This window comes from Vibrio sp. B1FLJ16, from assembly GCF_905175385.1.
In the GTDB taxonomy this organism is placed as follows: Bacteria; Pseudomonadota; Gammaproteobacteria; order Enterobacterales; family Vibrionaceae; genus Vibrio.
Map to the genome: position 1 here is coordinate 1,271,570 of NZ_HG992750.1, position 17,756 is coordinate 1,289,325.

A 17,756-nucleotide genomic window follows, 5' to 3' on the forward strand; every position below is an offset into this window, starting at 1 on the left:
AAAAGCACCACCAATCACATAAAGCATAGGTTAGTTATAAAGTTAAGAGAGTAGAAAACCATACAACGCCATTGTTATCGTTGGTTTTGCGTTGACAGATTATTTAACGTTATTTTGATCAACAAAAAGAGCGCTAGCTGATCCCCTTCGCCCCAGATGTTTTTTGTTCACATTTAGAAAAGTAGATAGTCACGTTATTAAGTAGGAAAATAACTTAAATAAATACAGCGAGCGTAGTAACTGGTTATTTTAATTGAAATATACAACCTAGTTATTAGCTCGCCGTCAAAGCAAATCAGAACTGGTAATTCACTTCAATTCGATGATCGCCGTCACCGAAATTAACGTGTTCATTCCAGTTCGCAAAATAACGAACATTCGTTCTAGGATTGATTTGATAAGATAAGGCAAACTCATGAGCTAAGATATTGTCCTCACCAGCATAGTATTCTGATTTGTAGTCACCTGAACCCGACAATGTATGCATGTACATAGGGTTGTAGTTAATCCAGACTTTATCTGTTACGTCTACTTTTGCGTACATACCAACTAAGGCGAACGTACCCGGAATTTCATACCCTTTATCATCGCCACTATAATCGTTCGCTACAGTGACACCTGCCCCTGCTAACGGGAAAACTTGTACTACGCCAAGTTTTGGTAGTGCCTTCAGAAAACTGTAGGATGCATCCAGCTTGTCATTCTCTACGTCATAGTTCAGGTCTAGCTGTCGGCCTAAACCTTTAGCCAGTTCTGCCTGAAAGTTACGAAAACGAAATGAGTCAATACTGTCATCAACACCGCCATATAAAGCCTCATCGTTATCCCGGATACCAAATAAATCACCGCCTATCCCTTTCATTTCTATAACATTCATTGCCATAGTGCCCGGCTTACTCGATTGGTAGCTTTGACCTATTTTGATATTCACGCCTTTATCGGTAATACCAACCCCAGCCTGCGTATATACAGCAAGCGGATCAGACATATCTTGTAATTCTTCGTCACTGGTTGCGTTTGCTTGAGCAATTGATAAGAGTTGAAGAATGGCTGCTATGGCAATCGTTGGTTTCGCTAACTTCATAAAAGGTATCCAATTTAATGACGATCAATTTTAACGGGCCTATTAGTCGCTCAAATAAAAACAAACAAAACACATATAATAAATAACTATAAAACTGACGAGACATAATAAGCGCCAAATACAATATAGACTTAATAAATCAGATTCAATAAATACGCCTTATGCATTGTATAAATCAAACTTTGGCTACAAATATTAATAAAATACGAGTGTTAAATTTTATAAAATACAAACGTTAAACTAATTAATATTTAATTTTCAAAATCAAATATTATACAAGGAATAGAACAGACGTAATTTACTGAAAATAAACCTTTTGTTTGCGCAGGATGTTCTCAATCATGTTTTAAAGGAGAATAAGCCAATGACAAACAAAAACAATATTTCAACATTAACGTAATGTTTTACTGACTTTTTGTAGGCTTAACGTAAAAATAAAAACGTGCATCTTAAAAATGAGATGCATAAAATTGACAATAGTACTTAGCTTTCAACCCAATGAAAAATCATACTCCGCTCTCAGTTATTGCAATGCTAAGGCCCACACCCGACATAGAAGACTTTCATTTCACAGCTCTAAATTTGACGAAATTTGTTTAACCCTTTGATCAATTTCGAGATCTTGTCGGCACAAATTTTCTGCTACTCATACTATGCTTATTATGAATATGATCCACTTAAGGGCGTGGCTATGAAATACAAACATATCCTTGTCGCACTAGAGCTTTCTGACGAGAGCACAGTGCTGATCGATAGAGCAGTAGAGATGGCAAACTATCTCGACTCCGAAATATCTTTCATTCATGTAGATGGTACACATGGTGAAATCTATCGCGAGCTCGTTGATATAAAAGAAAATCCGGACCAAAGGCCACTCAATGAGCACTCAATGGAGTGTCTAAAGACATTCAGTGACTACATCGACCAGCCACTCAAGCACTTTTTTGTCGGTACTGGCGATTTGGCTGACAAGCTTGAAAAAACGATTAAAGAAGAAGAAGTCGATTTGCTGATTTGCGGCCACCACCAGGACTTGTGGAGTAAACTCATCTCCTATTCAAGGCACCTGATAAATAAATCTCCGGTAGATATTCTGGTTGTGCCAATCCACGACTAGAACTAGAACTGATAAACCCCAATAACCTAGATACACAAACGCAAGCCAGTAGTTTCCCCGCTACTGGCTTTTTAGCATCTGCTCCCGACCGCTTCGTTTAATCATAGGCTAAACTCTCTTAATGACTAGTTTAGCACTGGAATACAAACTAACTGATTTATAAGCAATAAAGACTCTTGAACCTCTGCCGGATAGGCTTCTAGCAAGGACTCCCATGACTAACAAAAAAGTATTGATTCTCTTTGCTCACCCTTCTCAACATCGGTCAGAAGTGAATGCACCTTTGTTCAAAGAAGCTCAGAAAATAAAAGGCGTCACCTGCGTTGACCTCTATGGTGAATATCCCCGCTTCAATATCAATATAGACCGTGAGCAGCAACGCTTACGCGAACACGATGTCGTGATATTTCAGTTTCCACTCTATTGGTATTCCACTCCATCTATTTTAAAAGAGTGGCAGGATCTCGTACTCGAATATGGATTTGCATATGGCACGGAGGGTACTGAGTTACAAGGTAAGACCATGCTTTGCGTTCTCTCTGCCGGAGGCAAAGAGGAAGCCTATAAAGCCGAAGGCTATAACCACTTTACGATTCGTGAGCTTCTCGCCCCCATTGAGCAAATGTCGGCTTTGACGGGCATGAACTACGTCGCTCCTTTGGCAATGTTTGGCTCGCGAACCGCGGCTGAAGAAGACCGAATACCCCGGCATATAGAGCGCTACAAAAAACTATTAACCGCGCTAGTGGAAGATAGATTAGATATCAACGCTGCATCTTCGCTTGTTAAGTTAAACAGCGCTCTCACAGATATCATTAAGGAAGCATCATGACAGGAATATTTTTGCAGGCCTTTGTTTATCTTGTCGCGGCCGTGATTGCGGTACCTTTAGCCAAACGCTTCGGTCTTGGATCTGTGCTGGGCTATCTCATCGCTGGTGTCGTCATTGGCCCTCTTATCGGCTTAGTTGGCGAAGAGACAACGACCATCCAACACTTTGCTGAGTTTGGTGTGGTCATGATGTTATTTCTGGTCGGATTGGAGCTGGAACCCAAAATGCTCTGGGCAATGCGTAATCGCTTGATCGGGCTGGGTGGCCTTCAGATTGTCGGGACGACTTTTGCCATCATGGGGATAGCTTTGTACCTCGCTCAGCCATGGACCATTGCATTAGCTATTGGTTTGATTTTCGCTCTTTCATCTACCGCAATTGTCCTTCAGACCTTCGCCGAGAAAGGGTTAACTCGGACTGAAGGCGGTCAGAACGCTTTTTCTGTTCTTCTGTTTCAAGACATTGCCGTGATCCCGATGCTGGCTTTCATCCCGTTACTGGCCTTACCGGAGTTAGTAAACCAAGCACAACAAGCCGCAGAGACAGCAGCAGAGCATCACGAAGAACTCAGCCTAGTTGCCAACTTACCAGGATGGGCCTATGGGCTTGTGATTACTGCGTCTATCGCACTGGTAGTGGTTGGAGGCCATTACCTGAGCCGTCCGTTACTACGCTATGTAGCCAGCTCTGGCCTTCGCGAAATCTTTACCGCTACCGCGCTGATGTTAGTTATCGGGATTGCGGCATTGATGAGCCTGGTAGGACTTTCACCTGCCCTTGGAACCTTCCTTGCAGGGGTCGTATTAGCCAACAGCGAGTTCCGCCACGAGTTAGAATCAAATATCGAGCCATTTAAAGGATTGCTGTTAGGTCTGTTCTTCATTACCGTCGGTGCCGGAATAAACTTCTCAGTGCTGCTTGGTGAATTTGGACTGATTCTGGCGCTTACTCTGGGCGTAATGGCAGTTAAAGCCGTGGTGCTGTTTGTTCTCGCGCTTATCTTCCGTATCAGGCGCAGTAATCGTTGGTTATTTACTCTGAGCTTGGCTCAAGCCGGTGAGTTCGGTTTCGTACTCCTCAGTTTCTCAGTGCAAAATCACGTTATTCCCCCTGAGTTATCACAAACTCTTTCTCTGGTTGTTGCTATCTCAATGTTCCTTACGCCGGGGCTATTTATCCTGTTTGACAAGGTTATATTGCCGCGTTTTGAGAGCCAGTCCAATGAACGTGAAAGTGACACTATTGACGAAAAAGGTACCGTAATCATCGCAGGTATCGGCCGTTTCGGTCAGATTGTAAATCGCCTGTTGGTATCCAATGGTGTAAACACTGTTGTATTGGATCACCAGGCTAACCAAGTCGACACCTTACGTCAGATAGGCACAAGAGCTTACTTTGGTGACGCTACGCGACCTGACATGCTGCATACAGCTGGCATCGAAGAGGCCGCTGCGCTTGTTGTCGCCATTGACAACCGCGAAGCCAGTGTCGAACTGGTCAAGTACGTCAAACACACTTACCCTAAAATCAAAGTTCTCGCTCGTGCCTTTGACCGCGGTCACGGCTATCTTCTTCGGCAAGCCGGTGCTGACGTAATTGAGTCAGAAACCTATCACTCAGCACTAGAGATGGGTGGACACACTATGAACGCACTGGGTATCCATCCGTTTTTTGTTGAGCGGCAAAAAGCGACCTACAAACGTGTTGAGGAGCGTAAGTCTGAGATGCTTTATAAAGCATGGGAAGACGACTCGGAAGGAGAGCGATTTGATAACAACTATCGCCTTCTGTTTATACAACTAGAAGAAAAAATGTCGGAAGAGATGCGTAAAGATCGCCATGATAAGTTATCTCGTTCCGAACGCGGTTGGACTCCGCCACCGAAAGATTATGCAGAAACCTTCGATGGTGAGAACGTTCACGATCTCCACTTACCAAAAGAAGATAGCAATTAATGATAAAAAACCTCCCTGAAACAGGGAGGTTTTGAATCTTAGGATACACCGCTACACGCATAGTACGGAACAAAGTTACATGAGATCATTCATTAAGGTCTCATACTCTTCATTCGCTTCCTCTACTAAATGAGAAAGCTCCATAGCATCGGTCATCGCGAGTTTGAAATACCATTTATCCGCATTTTCTTTACCACAAACGCGGGCTTCATTCCCCCGACTTTCGAAAGACAAATCGTCAAACTCTGTCGAGTGACACTCTTGAAGTTCGACGATCTCGACATTCAATTTACCGACAGGGTTTACTTCGATATGAGCGTGTAAATCCGGGCGTCTTGATAAACAATAGTCTCGATGAACAACAATCATAGCCGCCTCCTTGGTTTGCCGATTCTCACAGTAAGTTTAGACGAGCAGTTGTAAACACAAAGTAAAACGTTAGTTATGATTGATCTACCTCATCAGTTCGTTCAACTCTTTTTCTTTAGAAACAAATCGGCATGAAACTCTCCCGCAACCCAACCCCAAATAGGTTTAGGTTGAGCCTAAATCAAAGTGTCTACTCTTTTGAAAATTACGGTGATTAATGAATAAATCTCACACTTCTCAATGCTTCCCCGAAATGCACAATATTTCTCCGAAATGCAAAGAGTCATGGCCGTTAAAACTCTAAAGTCATTAAGAACTTGATTTCTCACTAGGTTCGTTAGGTAAGAAACCTCAAATAACAATAAGGAAACCCTATGTCTGACTTTAAAACGCTGCCAAAACTCGTCACCGTAGCTGTCACATTAGCTCTCGCTGGTACCGCCACAGCTGGCAAACATCACGAACAACAAAATCATGATCGTGGTAATCACCACAAACTACAGCTTCAAGACAGTGATATTAAGTACACTAAGAAAGCAGAATCCATGCTTAAAAAAACTTAGCCTCAGTGAAAAACTGGATATTCTGTCAGGTCCCGGAATGGACTTAACCACCTATCAGGGCCAGGACGCGATTAATTTAGATTCTGACAAAGACGTAAGCGGTGTCGCTGGCTATATCAATGGCGTTAAAAATAAAAAATTAGATATTCCGGCGGTAAAACTGGCAGACGGCCCTGCCGGTTTAAGGATTCAACCGTTACGTGATGGGGACAACAATACGTACTACGCAACAGCCTGGCCTATTGGTTCTTTACTGGCTTCAACATGGGATACCAAGCTGGTTCAAAAAGTTGGTCAGGCCGAAGGTAATGAAGTCAAAGAGTATGGCGTCGACTTTTTGTTAGGCCCGGGGATGAACATTCAGCGTAACCCGCTTCTGGGTCGTAACTTTGAGTACTATTCTGAAGACCCGGTTTTATCAGGAAAAATCGCGGCAGCAATGGTAAACGGACTTCAATCCAATCAGATAGGTGCCACACTCAAACACTTTGCTGCGAACAACGCAGAAACAAACCGCTTTTTCAGCAATACCGTGGCTGACCCTAGAACTCTACGCGAAATTTACCTGAGAGGCTTTCAGATTGCGGTAGAAGATGCGCAGCCATGGGCAATCATGAGCTCGTATAATCTCATCAATGGTACCTACGCGAACCAACGTAAAGACCTTATGACTGATATTTTAAGAGGCGAATGGGGCTTCAAAGGTCTGGCAATGTCCGACTGGTTTGCAGGCAACGTCTCTGGCTTACGAAGTGACTTCACTGGAATTGTAGAGGGCGGACGAGATGTCGAGTCAGCAGCCAAACAAGTCAGTGCGGGTAATGATTTAATCGAGCCGGGTGGCGTCAAAACGGACCTTCTCAATTCTTATGAAAATGGCACGCTGACAATCGAAGAGATTGATAAAAGCGTTGTTGCCATTCTTGCTCAAGTGCAGAAAACGCCTTCATACAATAACTACAACTACTCTGATGCTCCGGATCTCGATGCACACGCTGAGTTGGCAAGACAAGCAGCGGCAGAAGGTATGATCTTACTTAAGAATACAGGGTCCGCTCTTCCACTCTCACAAGGAAGTAAAGTAGCTTCATTTGGTACCACTCAGATTAATACCCTTAAAGGAGGCACAGGCAGTGGTGATGTGAATGCCGCCTACATTGTCCAGATTGCTTCTGCACTGGATGAAAAATTCGTACTCAATAAAGATTTAACCAGTTATTACAGTGAATACTTCGAAGCGAACAAGCAAACAACCAGTTCGCTTCTCGGGGGCTATGAGTTCTGTTTAGAACCAACGGTAGATGAAAGCCTGCAAGCGCGCGTAGATGAGTCTGCAGAGAGTGACGATGCCGCCGTCATCACTATTGGTCGACAGGCTGGTGAAGGTGGTGACCGAAGTGCAGAACAAGGTGATTATCGTCTGACAGATGAAGAGCTGGAAATTATTGATTCGGTTTCAACGGCTTTCCATGCTAAAGGAAAAACCGTCACAGTCGTACTCAATGTGAACGGTCTTGTTGATACATCAGAATGGTCAGAGAAAGTAGATTCGATTGTTCTGGCCTACATGGGCGGACAAGAAACCGGCAACGCGATCGCCGACATTCTGGTTGGGGATGTAAACCCAAGTGGTAAACTGGCACAAACAATGCCTAAAGCATACGAAGATGTACCTTCTTCAGAAACATTCCCAGGCGAAGATACCGATGATGACGGTCTACCAGATACCGTCAAATACAATGAAGGTATCTACGTTGGCTACCGCTACTACTCTTCGTTCGATAAGGCTCCGGCGTATCCGTTTGGTTACGGCCTTTCCTACACGAACTTCGAGTACAGCAATCCAACGATTGTCTCTAATACGCTGACCAAAAAAAGGCGGATCTGCTTCAATAACCATCAAAGCTACAATAACCAACACCGGTAATGTTGAAGGTAAAGATGCTACTCAGATTTATGTGGCCGCACCAGAAGTGAAACTGAAAAAACCGACCATCGAGCTTAAAGCATTCAATAAAACAGCGCTGCTAAAAGCAGGTCAGTCAGAAACACTGAGTTTCGATATCCCTGCTAACATCCTTGCGAGCTTTGATACCGACAGCAATCAGTGGATTGTCGAACCCGGCGCTTACACCGTTTATGTAGCTCCGTCTTCAGATGTGTTTGGTGATTTCACAGGTAGCGCTGCACCATCAGTACAATTTACGGTTAACAAAGAGATTGTCGTTAGTAAAACGATCAAGAATGCGTTGTCATTAGAAGACGGCATAACGGAGGAGGAAATTATTACAATTAAAGAATAATCCTCTTAAACCAAATAAAAGCCCGAACTTTTCGGGCTTTTTAATTTTTACCTATCCCATTAAATAAAATCCCACCTATCACGCGTTAGAATCTGATCTCGATTCATATTTAATCAATTAGGCAAATACATTTTTGGCAATAGATCACTAATTCATTTCTTTATTAAGGCAAAAAAGATAACAGATACTATGTTGTTGGTTGAGCTTTGTTCATTTATAAAGCAAATAAAAGGACGAATAATGAATGGAAACGTTTCTAATGTACTCACCTCTGCCATGTTGGAGCATTTATCGACATTGGGAAGGAACACAGACGAGCTCATAAAGAAATGTGGTATAAACAAGCATGTCCTAAGTAAGAAGTACGGAAGAATATCATCTTCCTCACATTACGCTCTTCTTGAAGAGTTTATGCCTTACCAGAAATTATTCTTCAAAGATTCAGGGTTAGATGGCATGTACTCTATGTTTCCTGAACTGTTCAGCTTATGCATCAATGAATCTTCGGCTAAATCTGCCATAGAAAGCTTTATAGAAAATCGCGCTTTAATCGGAACTTGTGATCAATGTGAAGTACAGATAAATAACGACACAATGAAGATAACGTATAAGGATACAGGCCCAAACAAAATGATTTCCAGTGCATTATCAAATTTTGTCTTCATTCAGGAAATCATTCATCAATATATTCCTAACGGTAAATACTCAGTTTCTTTAACTCATACAAACTATGTTCCGCATCATGCCGTCAATGAAAAGCTAAATACCAAATGTTTATTTGGCCAGAGTGAAAACTACTTAATCGTTAAATCTTCTACACTTACCGAGAGAAACAACCTATTCAATGAGAATCTCTATAAACTTCAGAAAAACAATTTAAACAAGATCAAAAAAGAATTAAGTAATAACAAGTTTTCTCATATCGTTGAAGATATGGTGATTTTATTTGTATCAGACAATGAGTTTTTTTGTGACCAAAAAACCTTAGAAAAAGTCTGTAAAAAGTTAAGAATGAGTCGCTGGACACTAAACAAAAAGTTAGGTGAAGAGAACAAACGTTTTACCGATATTTTTAATAAAGTTAGGTTAGATAAAGCCGTTAAACTCCTTACTGAAACCAACAAAAGTATGAACGAGATCAGCGAACTGACCCGATTCTCCTCACAATCTGTATTTTCGCGTTTTTTCCGCACGCATACCAACATGTCACCGAACCAATACCGCAAGCAAGCTCAGCAGGTTTAAACGAACGCACTCACCTCATCGAGGATTGGGCGTTCTTGGCGTATTAAAACCCAAGTTTCGCTTAAGCGAGCTTGTTTAACGCCGGATACAACGTCAAACAAAATCAAACGAGAGAGCTGATACACAACAGATAAGCCGTGTATTCAGCTCAATGGTTCAATCTATGCCCTTTAGATTGCAGGTACCAACAACATGGAAGATTTGGCTGGCACTTTTGTTTCCATACCAGAACCAATCTTGCTGCCAGAAACCATATCCAGCCAATCACCCTCTGTTGCAAGAGAGAGCGACTGTGGGCGGGTCGATTTATTGAGCACCAAGATACCTTTATCACCACGCTGTAAGACCAGCATGTCATCGTTACCTTCGATAACACTCATTGGTTCGCCATGTACTAGGTTATGGAACTTAATCATGGTCGCCATGCGTGGATCACACCAGGCGTTTTGCCACCTTGGTTTTCCGTCACGCCCCTTGATACCACTCGTATCTAAGTCGGTATATATCAATGGAACGCCACCATCACGGCCCAAAATGTACGCGTAGGCCAGCCATTCAGCTTCTTCATCCATAATCAGTTCAAGGAACACGTCATTATTTGGGATATCGTGAGTCACGGCAAAGGTGATCGCTCGTCCCGGTGATAACGCCTCACCAAAGCAATAAGGGTCTATCAGTGTAATTTAAAACTGTCCCGTTTCGAAAACGCTTTAAAAATGGTAGAAAACAGCGGGAAGTCATACGCGCCTAAGCGTGTTTCTTGTAAATAGGGCTCAAGAAAAATCTGATACTCTTCTACCGTTGCCCCGCCATCCGTAATGATCTCTCCAAAGATATGGACATCTTGGGTAATATCTTCAGTCCAGACGAGTTTAAGATGCTCAAGCGTCATATGCTTGGCAGCATCAATCCGAAATCCCTTTACGCCTATTTCTTTTAACGCTTTTAGATACGAGCGTTGCTGCTCCACAACATGATCGCAGACCCGTAGCGTAGGTAACCCTGGATCGGTTGGACCGCCGGTAATACGGCCGTTTTGAACTTGCCACTTGTCTTTCCAGTTTTTAATACCAAATGCTTCAGTAAAATCTTCTTCGGTAAAAAGAGGTTCAGATAAGTCACCAAATAACTTCAGTGCCTGGTATTTCTCTGCATTCTTCTGGTATTCGTCAAGAACTTCCTGGCGTGGGTATTGTAGGTCTGAGCGCATATGCGCTTCGTTCGCCATATGGTTAAATACGACATCTGCGTAAACAAGAACGCCAAAACGGCCCAGCTCCTGCACCATATGGATAAAATCTTGAGTGTCACCGAGGGCATTGTCGATAACACGGTAATCTTGAGGTTGATAACGCTGCCACCAACGTTCATCGTTGGCACTTTTCATTGGTGGAGAGACCAGTACAGAACCATAACCTAACTCATGGATCTCTTTTGCACGTCGGGCAATGTCAGCATACTTCCAATCAAAAGCATGCAAAATTACATTCGCACCTGCCGATTGCATTTCATGTAAGCCACTCATGTTTTTCTCCTACTAACTTCCGCCCACATGTTGCTGCTAGTTTTATTTTCGAATCGTTGTGAGCGGATTCAATAGTAAAAATTATAAGTGCAATTGCTAAGACCCCCTCACCCTTTGAGGTTTTACTCAAGGATGAAAATCAAGGCGTACTTCCTACTCCTTCCACAATGAGACTGGTTTATTGCACCAGACTTCGAGGGTTACCCCACAGTAATAAAGCTATAAAAAGTCATTAAACAACTGTTTTATCAATTAAATATGGAAACGGTGTATAAAAAACACTCATACGCCCTTTCAAAGAAAATCGAGACGCAAAAGAGAATTACTCCGATTGAGATAACAAAAAATTCACACAAGAATAATTTGCGATAGATCACATTTGGGGAGAAGAAAAACGATCATAAAAAACGATAATCCCTGAACGAATGATGAGATCGCGCACATTTGCCACCACTCCCTCAGTGTTTCTGAGGGAGTGGCAGGTTACCGGGTTAGAGTGCTAACTTTAATATCTCTGCTGCATCTTCCGGGGTGATATCTTTGTGCTCGCCCATTGTCAGCATCCCATGTTGAATAAGCTTATCTTTTACTGCCGGGATATCTTTTTCACTCAAACCGTATGCAGATAGCCTGGTTTGGGTACCCATTAGATTGAAGAACTCTTCCGTCTTTTGAATGGCCACATCAACTTTCTCTTCATCTGTGCCAGACGTGATATTGAAAACACGCTCTGCAAATTGCAGCAGTTTGCCGCGCTTGTGCTCTTTTTTGTATTTCCACATTGCAGGAAGAACAATTGCAAGGGTCTGCGCATGGTCTAGCCCGTACAGCGCGGTTAACTCATGGCCGATAGCATGAGTAGACCAGTCGGTAGGCACCCCACACTTTAGTGTGCCGTTGAGTGCGATGGTCGCCGTCCACATCAGGTTTGCACGCACTTCATAGTCATTCGGTGTTTCAAGAGCGAGCGGACCATCTTCTAATATGTTCAATAATAAACTTTCTGCAAACCGGTCTGAAACTTTTGCATTAACAGGGTAAGTTAGGTACTGCTCCATAATGTGTACGAAGCTGTCTACAGCACCATTAGCAATCTGTCGTGCAGGTAAAGAATACGTAGTTTCCGGGTCTAAGACTGAGAAAGCAGGGCGAACATGTTCAGAGCCGAATGACATCTTGTCCTGTGTCTCTGCTCGGGTGATAACACCGTTTCGGTTCATTTCAGATCCGGTCGCTGGCAGCGTCAGCACACATCCTAGTGTAAGTGCTTGTTCTATACAGCCACCTCCGGTCTCGATGATGTCCCAGTAATCACCTTCATAACACGCTGCGGCGGCGATGAACTTGCTGCCATCAATAACCGAGCCACCACCAACGGCAAGAATCACGTCGACCTGCTCTTCCTTGGCAACTTTAACGGCTTTCACCAACGTCTCGTAATGCGGGTTAGGCTCTATACCACCGAATTCAAATACAGTGTGTCCTTCTAGAGCTGTCATGACCTGCTCATATACGCCGTTGTTCTTAATACTGCCACCACCGTAAGTAAGCAAGACTCTCTTGCTCGGTTGGATCTCTTCCTTAATGGTCGAGATTTGGCCTTTACCAAAGTTAATTTTGGTTGGATTAAAATAGGTGAAATTGTCCATGTTACTTCCCAGGAGTCGAAAAAATGTTCAGCGCGTACTGATAGAATGCTAATCCGCAACGATACAGACATCGTAAGTCAAGATCTACCATCATTGATTTCGATGATAGCAACGTCTTTTCAATCAGTTGAGATATGGTACAGTCGCGGAACATGTACAGAACGTTAATGGAGTAATAATGCAGTATGATGTGATTGTTGTCGGTGCTGGATCGATGGGAATGTCCACTGGCTATTTCTTAGCTAAACAGGGGAAAAAAGTACTTCTTCTTGATGCGTTTGATCCACCACACTCACACGCGAGCCATCATGGTGAGACACGTATTATTCGCCACGCCTACGGAGAAGGCGAAGAGTACGTACCACTGGCATTAAGAGCTCAGGAGCTATGGGGTGAGCTGGAGAAATCATCAGGGAAGCCACTGTTTCTGAAAACTGGCGTTCTCAACATTGGTGAAGAAAAATCCCCATTTATCTCCATGCTAATTACCAGTGCAAAGAAGCACCAGCTCCCACTAGAAATTTTAAGTGCAGAAGACGCGAACCAACGTTTTGAAGGGCTTAACCTGCCGCCAGAATATATTGGTTGTTTTGAATCGACATCCGGTGTTCTGAGAGTTGAAGATTGTATTCAGGCATATCGTGATCTTGCATTAAATGAAGGCGCGACCCTACTGACTCATCACAAAGTGTCTGACATTACACTTAACGATGATTCAGTTACGGTGACCGCCAACGGCAACGCATTCCAGGCGAAAAAGTTAGTCGTCTCTGTCGGGGCATGGTCGAATGATTTAATGGATATGCTGGATCTGACACTTCCAATCACTCCGGTACGCAAAACATTTGCCTGGTATAGCGCACCAGAAACGCTTTACGGACAAGGTACGTTCCCTGCCTTTTCATTTGATACGCCAGACGGAATTTACTATGGATTTCCGAGCATTGACGGCGCGGGGTTAAAGATTGGCCGCCATGATCTAGGTGAAGTTCAAGATCCGAACGAGGCGATCAGCCCTTTCGAGGAGCAAACCGATGCAACCGATCTTCAGCAAATACTTGATAAACATATGCCAAGAGTGGAATCGCTGAAGTTCGGTAAGACCTGTATGTATACCCGAACACCCGATGAAAACTTTATAATTGATAATCACCCAAGTAATACTAACGTGATTATTGCCTCGGGATTTTCAGGGCATGGATTTAAGTTTGCCAGCGTGATTGGTGAAGTAGTTGCGGATATGGCTCTGGAAAAAACGCCTGAATTCAACTTGTCTCTGTTTGCGATTGATCGCTTCAACTAATAACGAACTGCCAAAACACAGTGTGAGCTCTTAATCTAAACTAATACGATTGAGTAACCTCCAAAGGCTGTTCATTACAGCCTTTGGATTCATCATCAGGAAACAAGCCAGGACTGAACTTTGTCCGCTTGCGGGACACCACCGGCATGCACGACTTCGTCATCCATCACTACAGCGGGAGTCGTCATTATACCATAGTTCATAATGGCTTCCATATCAGTCACTTTTTCAACCTGCACTTCAACCCCTTGCTCTGCCGCGATTTTCTCAATCAGGTTCGCCGTATTAACACAGTTCGCGCAACCAGAACCCAACACTTTAAACACTTTCATCTTCGCCTCCTAAAATTGCCACAGTGGTAAATTAAATATCCATCCCATCAACGTAAATGCAAACAGTAGTAGCCCGAATAACATGCCCAGAAGCCTCCACTGCATCACTTGTTTCAGCATGACAAACTCTGGGATACTTGCCGCGACCGTACTCATACAAAACGCTAATGTAGTACCGATTGGCAGCCCATTTTGCAGCAGGCTTTCCATCACGGGTATTACGCCAGTGGCATTCGAATAGAGTGGTATACCAAGCAGAACAGAAGCAGGAACCGACCACCACTGCCCTGCTCCTAAGTAGGTTTGTATCCAACCATCAGGCACGAAACCGTGTAAACCCGCACCGATACCGACCCCGATAAACACCCATTTCCAAACGCGTCCGACGATCTCCTGCATTTCCTGCTTCGCAAACACATGACGCTCAGACATTGTTATCCCGGAGCTCTCGCTATCGGTTTGAGAAACGTTGCTGGGCTGAAAATTCTTGCCCTTATTCATTGCCTTGGCCGCCAGTGGCTGTAACCAGCGTTGGGCACCGATAACATCAAGTAACCAACCACTCAAAATGCCAATTAGCATTCCGACCACGACGTACATGACCGTAAACTTCCATCCAAGTAGGCTGAATAGGAGCAACACGGCAATTTCGTTGATTAACGGAGAAGTAATAAGAAACGCCATCGTAATGCCTATCGGGATACCTGCGGAGGTGAACCCCAGAAATATTGGGATACTAGAACAGGAACAAAACGGAGTGATGGCACCAAAAAAACTGCCGGCAAGATAGCCGAACAGCCGTCGTTTACCCGCTAAATAATGCCGTACTTTCTCAACATTTAACGACGCTCTAAACAGCGCTATCACATAAATCATGACCACCAGTAACACCATGATTTTGCTTACATCTTCAATAAAGAAGTGAATCGCATCCGCCAGCTTGGTACCCGGCTGTAAAGAAAACAGTTGGTAAGTCATCCAGTCAGCGAGAGAGGTAAAAATCTCAAACATGTTGGCTCCTTACACTTATATTGTTGACCTGCCAGCTCATCCGTTATCGCTTACCCATTAGCTAAGTAAATCGATAGCTTTTTGCACAATGCAGAATCACATTCTGAACAATAAGTTCTTTTACTCTAATTTTAGCTTATATCTGTGTTTCGCTTATATTAAGAGCGCGTATTTCACTGCCTTTTATTTAGCAGAATCCACAGGCCTGATCCTTGGCTATAGTTAAGGTATAACGCTCAAGGAGTCGTGAAATGAATAATGAAATAAAAGATAAAAGTAATTGGGCTATAGGTGGCGGAACATTACTTGGTTTAGGTGTGGGAATGATCTTTATCCAGCACTCCGCGCTTGCTTTTGTCGGCTCTCTTATTGCAGGAATCGGCATCGGATTAATTATTGCCGCCATTTTAGGCCACCAAAAGTGAGCGCGGTTTGCGAACCACATACTGCGCGGAAAATAAATGTAGGAGCTCGTCGCTAAGCTTCCACGTAAGTTTTTCGAACTCGCTTGGTCAATTTGATGACGAGCTCATAGGGAATGGTACCTATGTATTTTGCAACGTTTTCAATAGGCAGGTTATCCCCCCAAAACTCAACCTTGTCTCCAACGGTGTCTAATGCGTCAGGGCCTAGATCCACCGTAACCATATCCATAGAAACACGGCCAGAAATCGGTACAATGCGCCCGTTGATGTAAACCGGTGTGCCTTCTGGTGCATTTCTCGGATACCCGTCCCCGTACCCCATTGCAACAACGCCGATGTAAGTGTCACGATTTGATCGCCAGCTTTCACCATAACCGACAGGTTGATTCGCCTTATGTTCACGAATGGCAATCAGTCTAGAGTTCAGCGCCATTGCGGAGCGCAAGCCATGCTGCTTACCCGTTTCATTTTCATTAGGGCTGATTCCATAAAGAGAAATACCTGCTCTCATATAATCTAAGTGAGAGTCATTCCAGTATAAAATCCCAGCTGAGTTCGCCAGGGTCTTAGGCCCGGGAAAGCCGGAGGTCTGTGACAAAAACAACTCTATCTGATGCTGTGTTTTGGAAGAAGACATATTGTCAGCACAGCTAAAATGGCTCATGAATCCGACAGGCCCGGCGAGTTTATTGGTCGCTTCGATCTGTCGGACGTAATCGGTAATCTCAGCGGGATGAATTCCCAACCGGTGCATTCCTGTATCAAGTTTGAGCCAGACCGTAACTGGCTGAACGATATCCGCTTGCTTAAGATCCTCCAACTGCTCTTTACAATGAATCGCAGTGTGGAAACCTTCACGAGCTGCCGTTTCGAGGTCGTCAATACAGAAACAGCCCTCAAGGAGCAGTATCGGTTGTTTTATGCCTTCGCTTCTCAGTTCCAGCGCTTCTTCGATACGAGAAACAGCAAACATATCTGCTTGCTTAAGTGTTTGAGCGGTTTTTACTGCATTATGCCCGTAAGCGTCACCTTTAATAACAGCAACAACCGATTTGTTGGCACACTTTTCCTTAAGTAAATTGTAGTTATCGCTCAATGCTTTTAGATTGATAACGGCTTCAGCAGTGATCATTCACTCGTCCCTAGTAATATACCAATCAAAGCAGGTATCTAATCACTCTTGCTGGTTATCATCGCTGATAGCTAGGTTTCAGATGTTATTATCAGACTCTCTCATAACAACATCTTCGTCTTTCTAAGCAATATCCCTTCGCGAAGACCTGACTATTTACATATCCCGATTGGTTTGTGTTCATCCATGACAGCTCAACCAACGCTTTTCTAGTTGTGCGTTGTAAATAACCTAAAATTCACCTCAGCAATATACAGACCATCTCCTCTTTAATTATCAAGCCAGTGCATATAATTGGAAATTTCTAATTTTACAGTTAAATAGACTAACTAAAAATGCATCCCATAAGTTCTAAATCGCCGCATTCAAACCTGCATTATATTTCATAAAATATAACAATCACAGAATAAAATAAAATTAAAGGATCTGAATTTTTGTAGCCTAAAACTCATACCAGCTAGACACTACCTATCTAACCTGTACATAAATTAGCACTTTATGCACCAACAATGAACATTTAGATTCATTTTGGTGCATAAAATATAAAAATTCAGAAAGAACAGAGAGCTTTAACTACTGCCATAAGCAACAAAGCTTGAATTAAGTCACATAATAGAATCATCTATTAATCCACTTACAGCTGGTATAAACAACCAATGTAATCACACTACCCAATTTTATAGATAAGACGTGGAATTCACTGCGTCATAAAACAATCTGTTGTTAATTCACATATCAGCTTCAAATAAAGTCTGATCGAAAAGTTGAAAACAGAATATTATGAAAAAATGACACGCTGAATACATATTCACAACAATGGCTACAATTGAATAAATATTGCATGAAAGTAACTTTCATTGCTTATACTTTAAATATTCTGCCATATTTATTGATGTTGCTGTCACGAATTT

15 protein-coding genes and 1 pseudogene are annotated in these 17,756 nt (G+C 43.1%); 9 read left to right on the forward strand and 7 right to left on the reverse strand.

Going from position 1 to position 17,756, the window contains the following annotated elements; translation table 11 throughout:
* Nucleotides 1-295: 295 nt before the first annotated feature.
* Nucleotides 296-1,084: a hypothetical protein gene (locus KHN79_RS19620; RefSeq protein ID WP_182009028.1), complete on the reverse strand. Its 789-nt coding sequence runs from the start codon at nt 1,082-1,084 to the stop codon at nt 296-298.
* A 691-nt stretch (nt 1,085-1,775) separates the two neighbouring features.
* On the opposite strand from KHN79_RS19620, the gene KHN79_RS19625 reads away from it, so the two are divergent.
* From KHN79_RS19625 to KHN79_RS19635, 3 genes are all read left to right on the forward strand, one after another.
* Nucleotides 1,776-2,201, forward strand: a complete 426-nt coding sequence (locus KHN79_RS19625) for a universal stress protein (RefSeq protein WP_182009027.1) — start codon at nt 1,776-1,778, stop codon at nt 2,199-2,201.
* Nucleotides 2,202-2,415: 214 nt separating this feature from the next.
* Complete coding sequence (locus KHN79_RS19630) at nt 2,416-3,033, forward strand: NAD(P)H-dependent oxidoreductase (protein WP_182009026.1); 618 nt, start codon at nt 2,416-2,418, stop codon at nt 3,031-3,033.
* Entirely contained in the window at nt 3,030-4,988 is a 1,959-nt protein-coding gene (locus tag KHN79_RS19635; protein WP_182009025.1) for a monovalent cation:proton antiporter-2 (CPA2) family protein, read from the forward strand. Before KHN79_RS19630 ends, KHN79_RS19635 begins: the two co-directional genes overlap by 4 nt.
* A gap of 75 nt (nt 4,989-5,063) precedes the next feature.
* On the opposite strand, the gene KHN79_RS19640 is transcribed toward KHN79_RS19635, so the two are convergent.
* Nucleotides 5,064-5,357: a hypothetical protein gene (locus KHN79_RS19640; RefSeq protein WP_182009024.1), complete on the reverse strand. Its 294-nt coding sequence runs from the start codon at nt 5,355-5,357 to the stop codon at nt 5,064-5,066.
* Nucleotides 5,358-5,731: 374 nt separating this feature from the next.
* Here KHN79_RS19640 and KHN79_RS21690 point away from each other — a divergent pair, with 374 nt between their 5' ends.
* From KHN79_RS21690 to KHN79_RS19650, 4 genes are all read left to right on the forward strand, one after another.
* On the forward strand, nt 5,732-5,920 hold the full coding sequence (locus tag KHN79_RS21690; RefSeq protein ID WP_244812698.1) for a hypothetical protein: 189 nt from the start codon (nt 5,732-5,734) through the stop codon (nt 5,918-5,920).
* A gap of 37 nt (nt 5,921-5,957) precedes the next feature.
* The gene (locus KHN79_RS19645; RefSeq protein WP_244812700.1) at nt 5,958-7,847 is read left to right on the forward strand and encodes a glycoside hydrolase family 3 protein; all 1,890 of its coding nucleotides are present in this window, start codon (nt 5,958-5,960) and stop codon (nt 7,845-7,847) included.
* Nucleotides 7,848-7,878: 31 nt separating this feature from the next.
* Entirely contained in the window at nt 7,879-8,223 is a 345-nt protein-coding gene (locus KHN79_RS21695) for a fibronectin type III-like domain-contianing protein (RefSeq protein ID WP_244812702.1), read from the forward strand.
* Nucleotides 8,224-8,463: 240 nt separating this feature from the next.
* Complete coding sequence (locus KHN79_RS19650) at nt 8,464-9,468, forward strand: helix-turn-helix transcriptional regulator (RefSeq protein ID WP_182009023.1); 1,005 nt, start codon at nt 8,464-8,466, stop codon at nt 9,466-9,468.
* A gap of 170 nt (nt 9,469-9,638) precedes the next feature.
* Here the strand turns inward: KHN79_RS19650 and KHN79_RS19655 are convergent.
* Both KHN79_RS19655 and KHN79_RS19660 read right to left on the reverse strand, forming a co-directional pair.
* Nucleotides 9,639-10,993: pseudogene (locus tag KHN79_RS19655) on the reverse strand (alpha-amylase family protein).
* A gap of 491 nt (nt 10,994-11,484) precedes the next feature.
* Entirely contained in the window at nt 11,485-12,642 is a 1,158-nt protein-coding gene (locus KHN79_RS19660) for an iron-containing alcohol dehydrogenase (RefSeq protein ID WP_182009021.1), read from the reverse strand.
* Between the two features lie 178 nt (nt 12,643-12,820).
* Between KHN79_RS19660 and solA the strand changes: the two genes are divergently transcribed.
* A complete protein-coding gene (gene solA / locus KHN79_RS19665; RefSeq protein ID WP_182009020.1) occupies nt 12,821-13,945 on the forward strand; it encodes an N-methyl-L-tryptophan oxidase in 1,125 nt (374 codons plus the stop codon).
* Between the two features lie 95 nt (nt 13,946-14,040).
* On the opposite strand, the gene KHN79_RS19670 is transcribed toward solA, so the two are convergent.
* Nucleotides 14,041-14,277, reverse strand: a complete 237-nt coding sequence (locus tag KHN79_RS19670; protein ID WP_182009019.1) for a thioredoxin family protein — start codon at nt 14,275-14,277, stop codon at nt 14,041-14,043.
* A gap of 9 nt (nt 14,278-14,286) precedes the next feature.
* Nucleotides 14,287-15,288 (reverse strand): permease, encoded by a 1,002-nt coding sequence (locus tag KHN79_RS19675; RefSeq protein ID WP_182009018.1) that lies wholly within the window; start codon nt 15,286-15,288, stop codon nt 14,287-14,289.
* A 251-nt stretch (nt 15,289-15,539) separates the two neighbouring features.
* Here KHN79_RS19675 and KHN79_RS19680 point away from each other — a divergent pair, with 251 nt between their 5' ends.
* Nucleotides 15,540-15,713: a hypothetical protein gene (locus KHN79_RS19680; protein WP_182009017.1), complete on the forward strand. Its 174-nt coding sequence runs from the start codon at nt 15,540-15,542 to the stop codon at nt 15,711-15,713.
* 52 nt (nt 15,714-15,765) lie between these two features.
* Here the strand turns inward: KHN79_RS19680 and alr are convergent, their stop codons facing one another.
* Nucleotides 15,766-16,845 carry an alanine racemase gene (alr, locus tag KHN79_RS19685; RefSeq protein WP_182009016.1) on the reverse strand — a complete coding sequence of 360 codons (1,080 nt, stop codon included), beginning with the start codon at nt 16,843-16,845 and terminating at the stop codon, nt 15,766-15,768.
* Nucleotides 16,846-17,756: the final 911 nt, after the last annotated feature.

Coding starts and splice junctions, on each gene's coding strand:
- KHN79_RS19620 (WP_182009028.1), bottom strand. CDS start 1,084: ATGAAGTTAGCGAAACCAACGATTGCCATAGCAGCCATTCTTCAACTC.
- KHN79_RS19625 (WP_182009027.1), top strand. CDS start 1,776: ATGAAATACAAACATATCCTTGTCGCACTAGAGCTTTCTGACGAGAGC.
- KHN79_RS19630 (WP_182009026.1), top strand. CDS start 2,416: ATGACTAACAAAAAAGTATTGATTCTCTTTGCTCACCCTTCTCAACAT.
- KHN79_RS19635 (WP_182009025.1), top strand. CDS start 3,030: ATGACAGGAATATTTTTGCAGGCCTTTGTTTATCTTGTCGCGGCCGTG.
- KHN79_RS19640 (WP_182009024.1), bottom strand. CDS start 5,357: ATGATTGTTGTTCATCGAGACTATTGTTTATCAAGACGCCCGGATTTA.
- KHN79_RS21690 (WP_244812698.1), top strand. CDS start 5,732: ATGTCTGACTTTAAAACGCTGCCAAAACTCGTCACCGTAGCTGTCACA.
- KHN79_RS19645 (WP_244812700.1), top strand. CDS start 5,958: ATGGACTTAACCACCTATCAGGGCCAGGACGCGATTAATTTAGATTCT.
- KHN79_RS19650 (WP_182009023.1), top strand. CDS start 8,464: ATGAATGGAAACGTTTCTAATGTACTCACCTCTGCCATGTTGGAGCAT.
- KHN79_RS19660 (WP_182009021.1), bottom strand. CDS start 12,642: ATGGACAATTTCACCTATTTTAATCCAACCAAAATTAACTTTGGTAAA.
- solA (WP_182009020.1), top strand. CDS start 12,821: ATGCAGTATGATGTGATTGTTGTCGGTGCTGGATCGATGGGAATGTCC.
- KHN79_RS19670 (WP_182009019.1), bottom strand. CDS start 14,277: ATGAAAGTGTTTAAAGTGTTGGGTTCTGGTTGCGCGAACTGTGTTAAT.
- KHN79_RS19675 (WP_182009018.1), bottom strand. CDS start 15,288: ATGTTTGAGATTTTTACCTCTCTCGCTGACTGGATGACTTACCAACTG.
- KHN79_RS19680 (WP_182009017.1), top strand. CDS start 15,540: ATGAATAATGAAATAAAAGATAAAAGTAATTGGGCTATAGGTGGCGGA.
- alr (WP_182009016.1), bottom strand. CDS start 16,845: ATGATCACTGCTGAAGCCGTTATCAATCTAAAAGCATTGAGCGATAAC.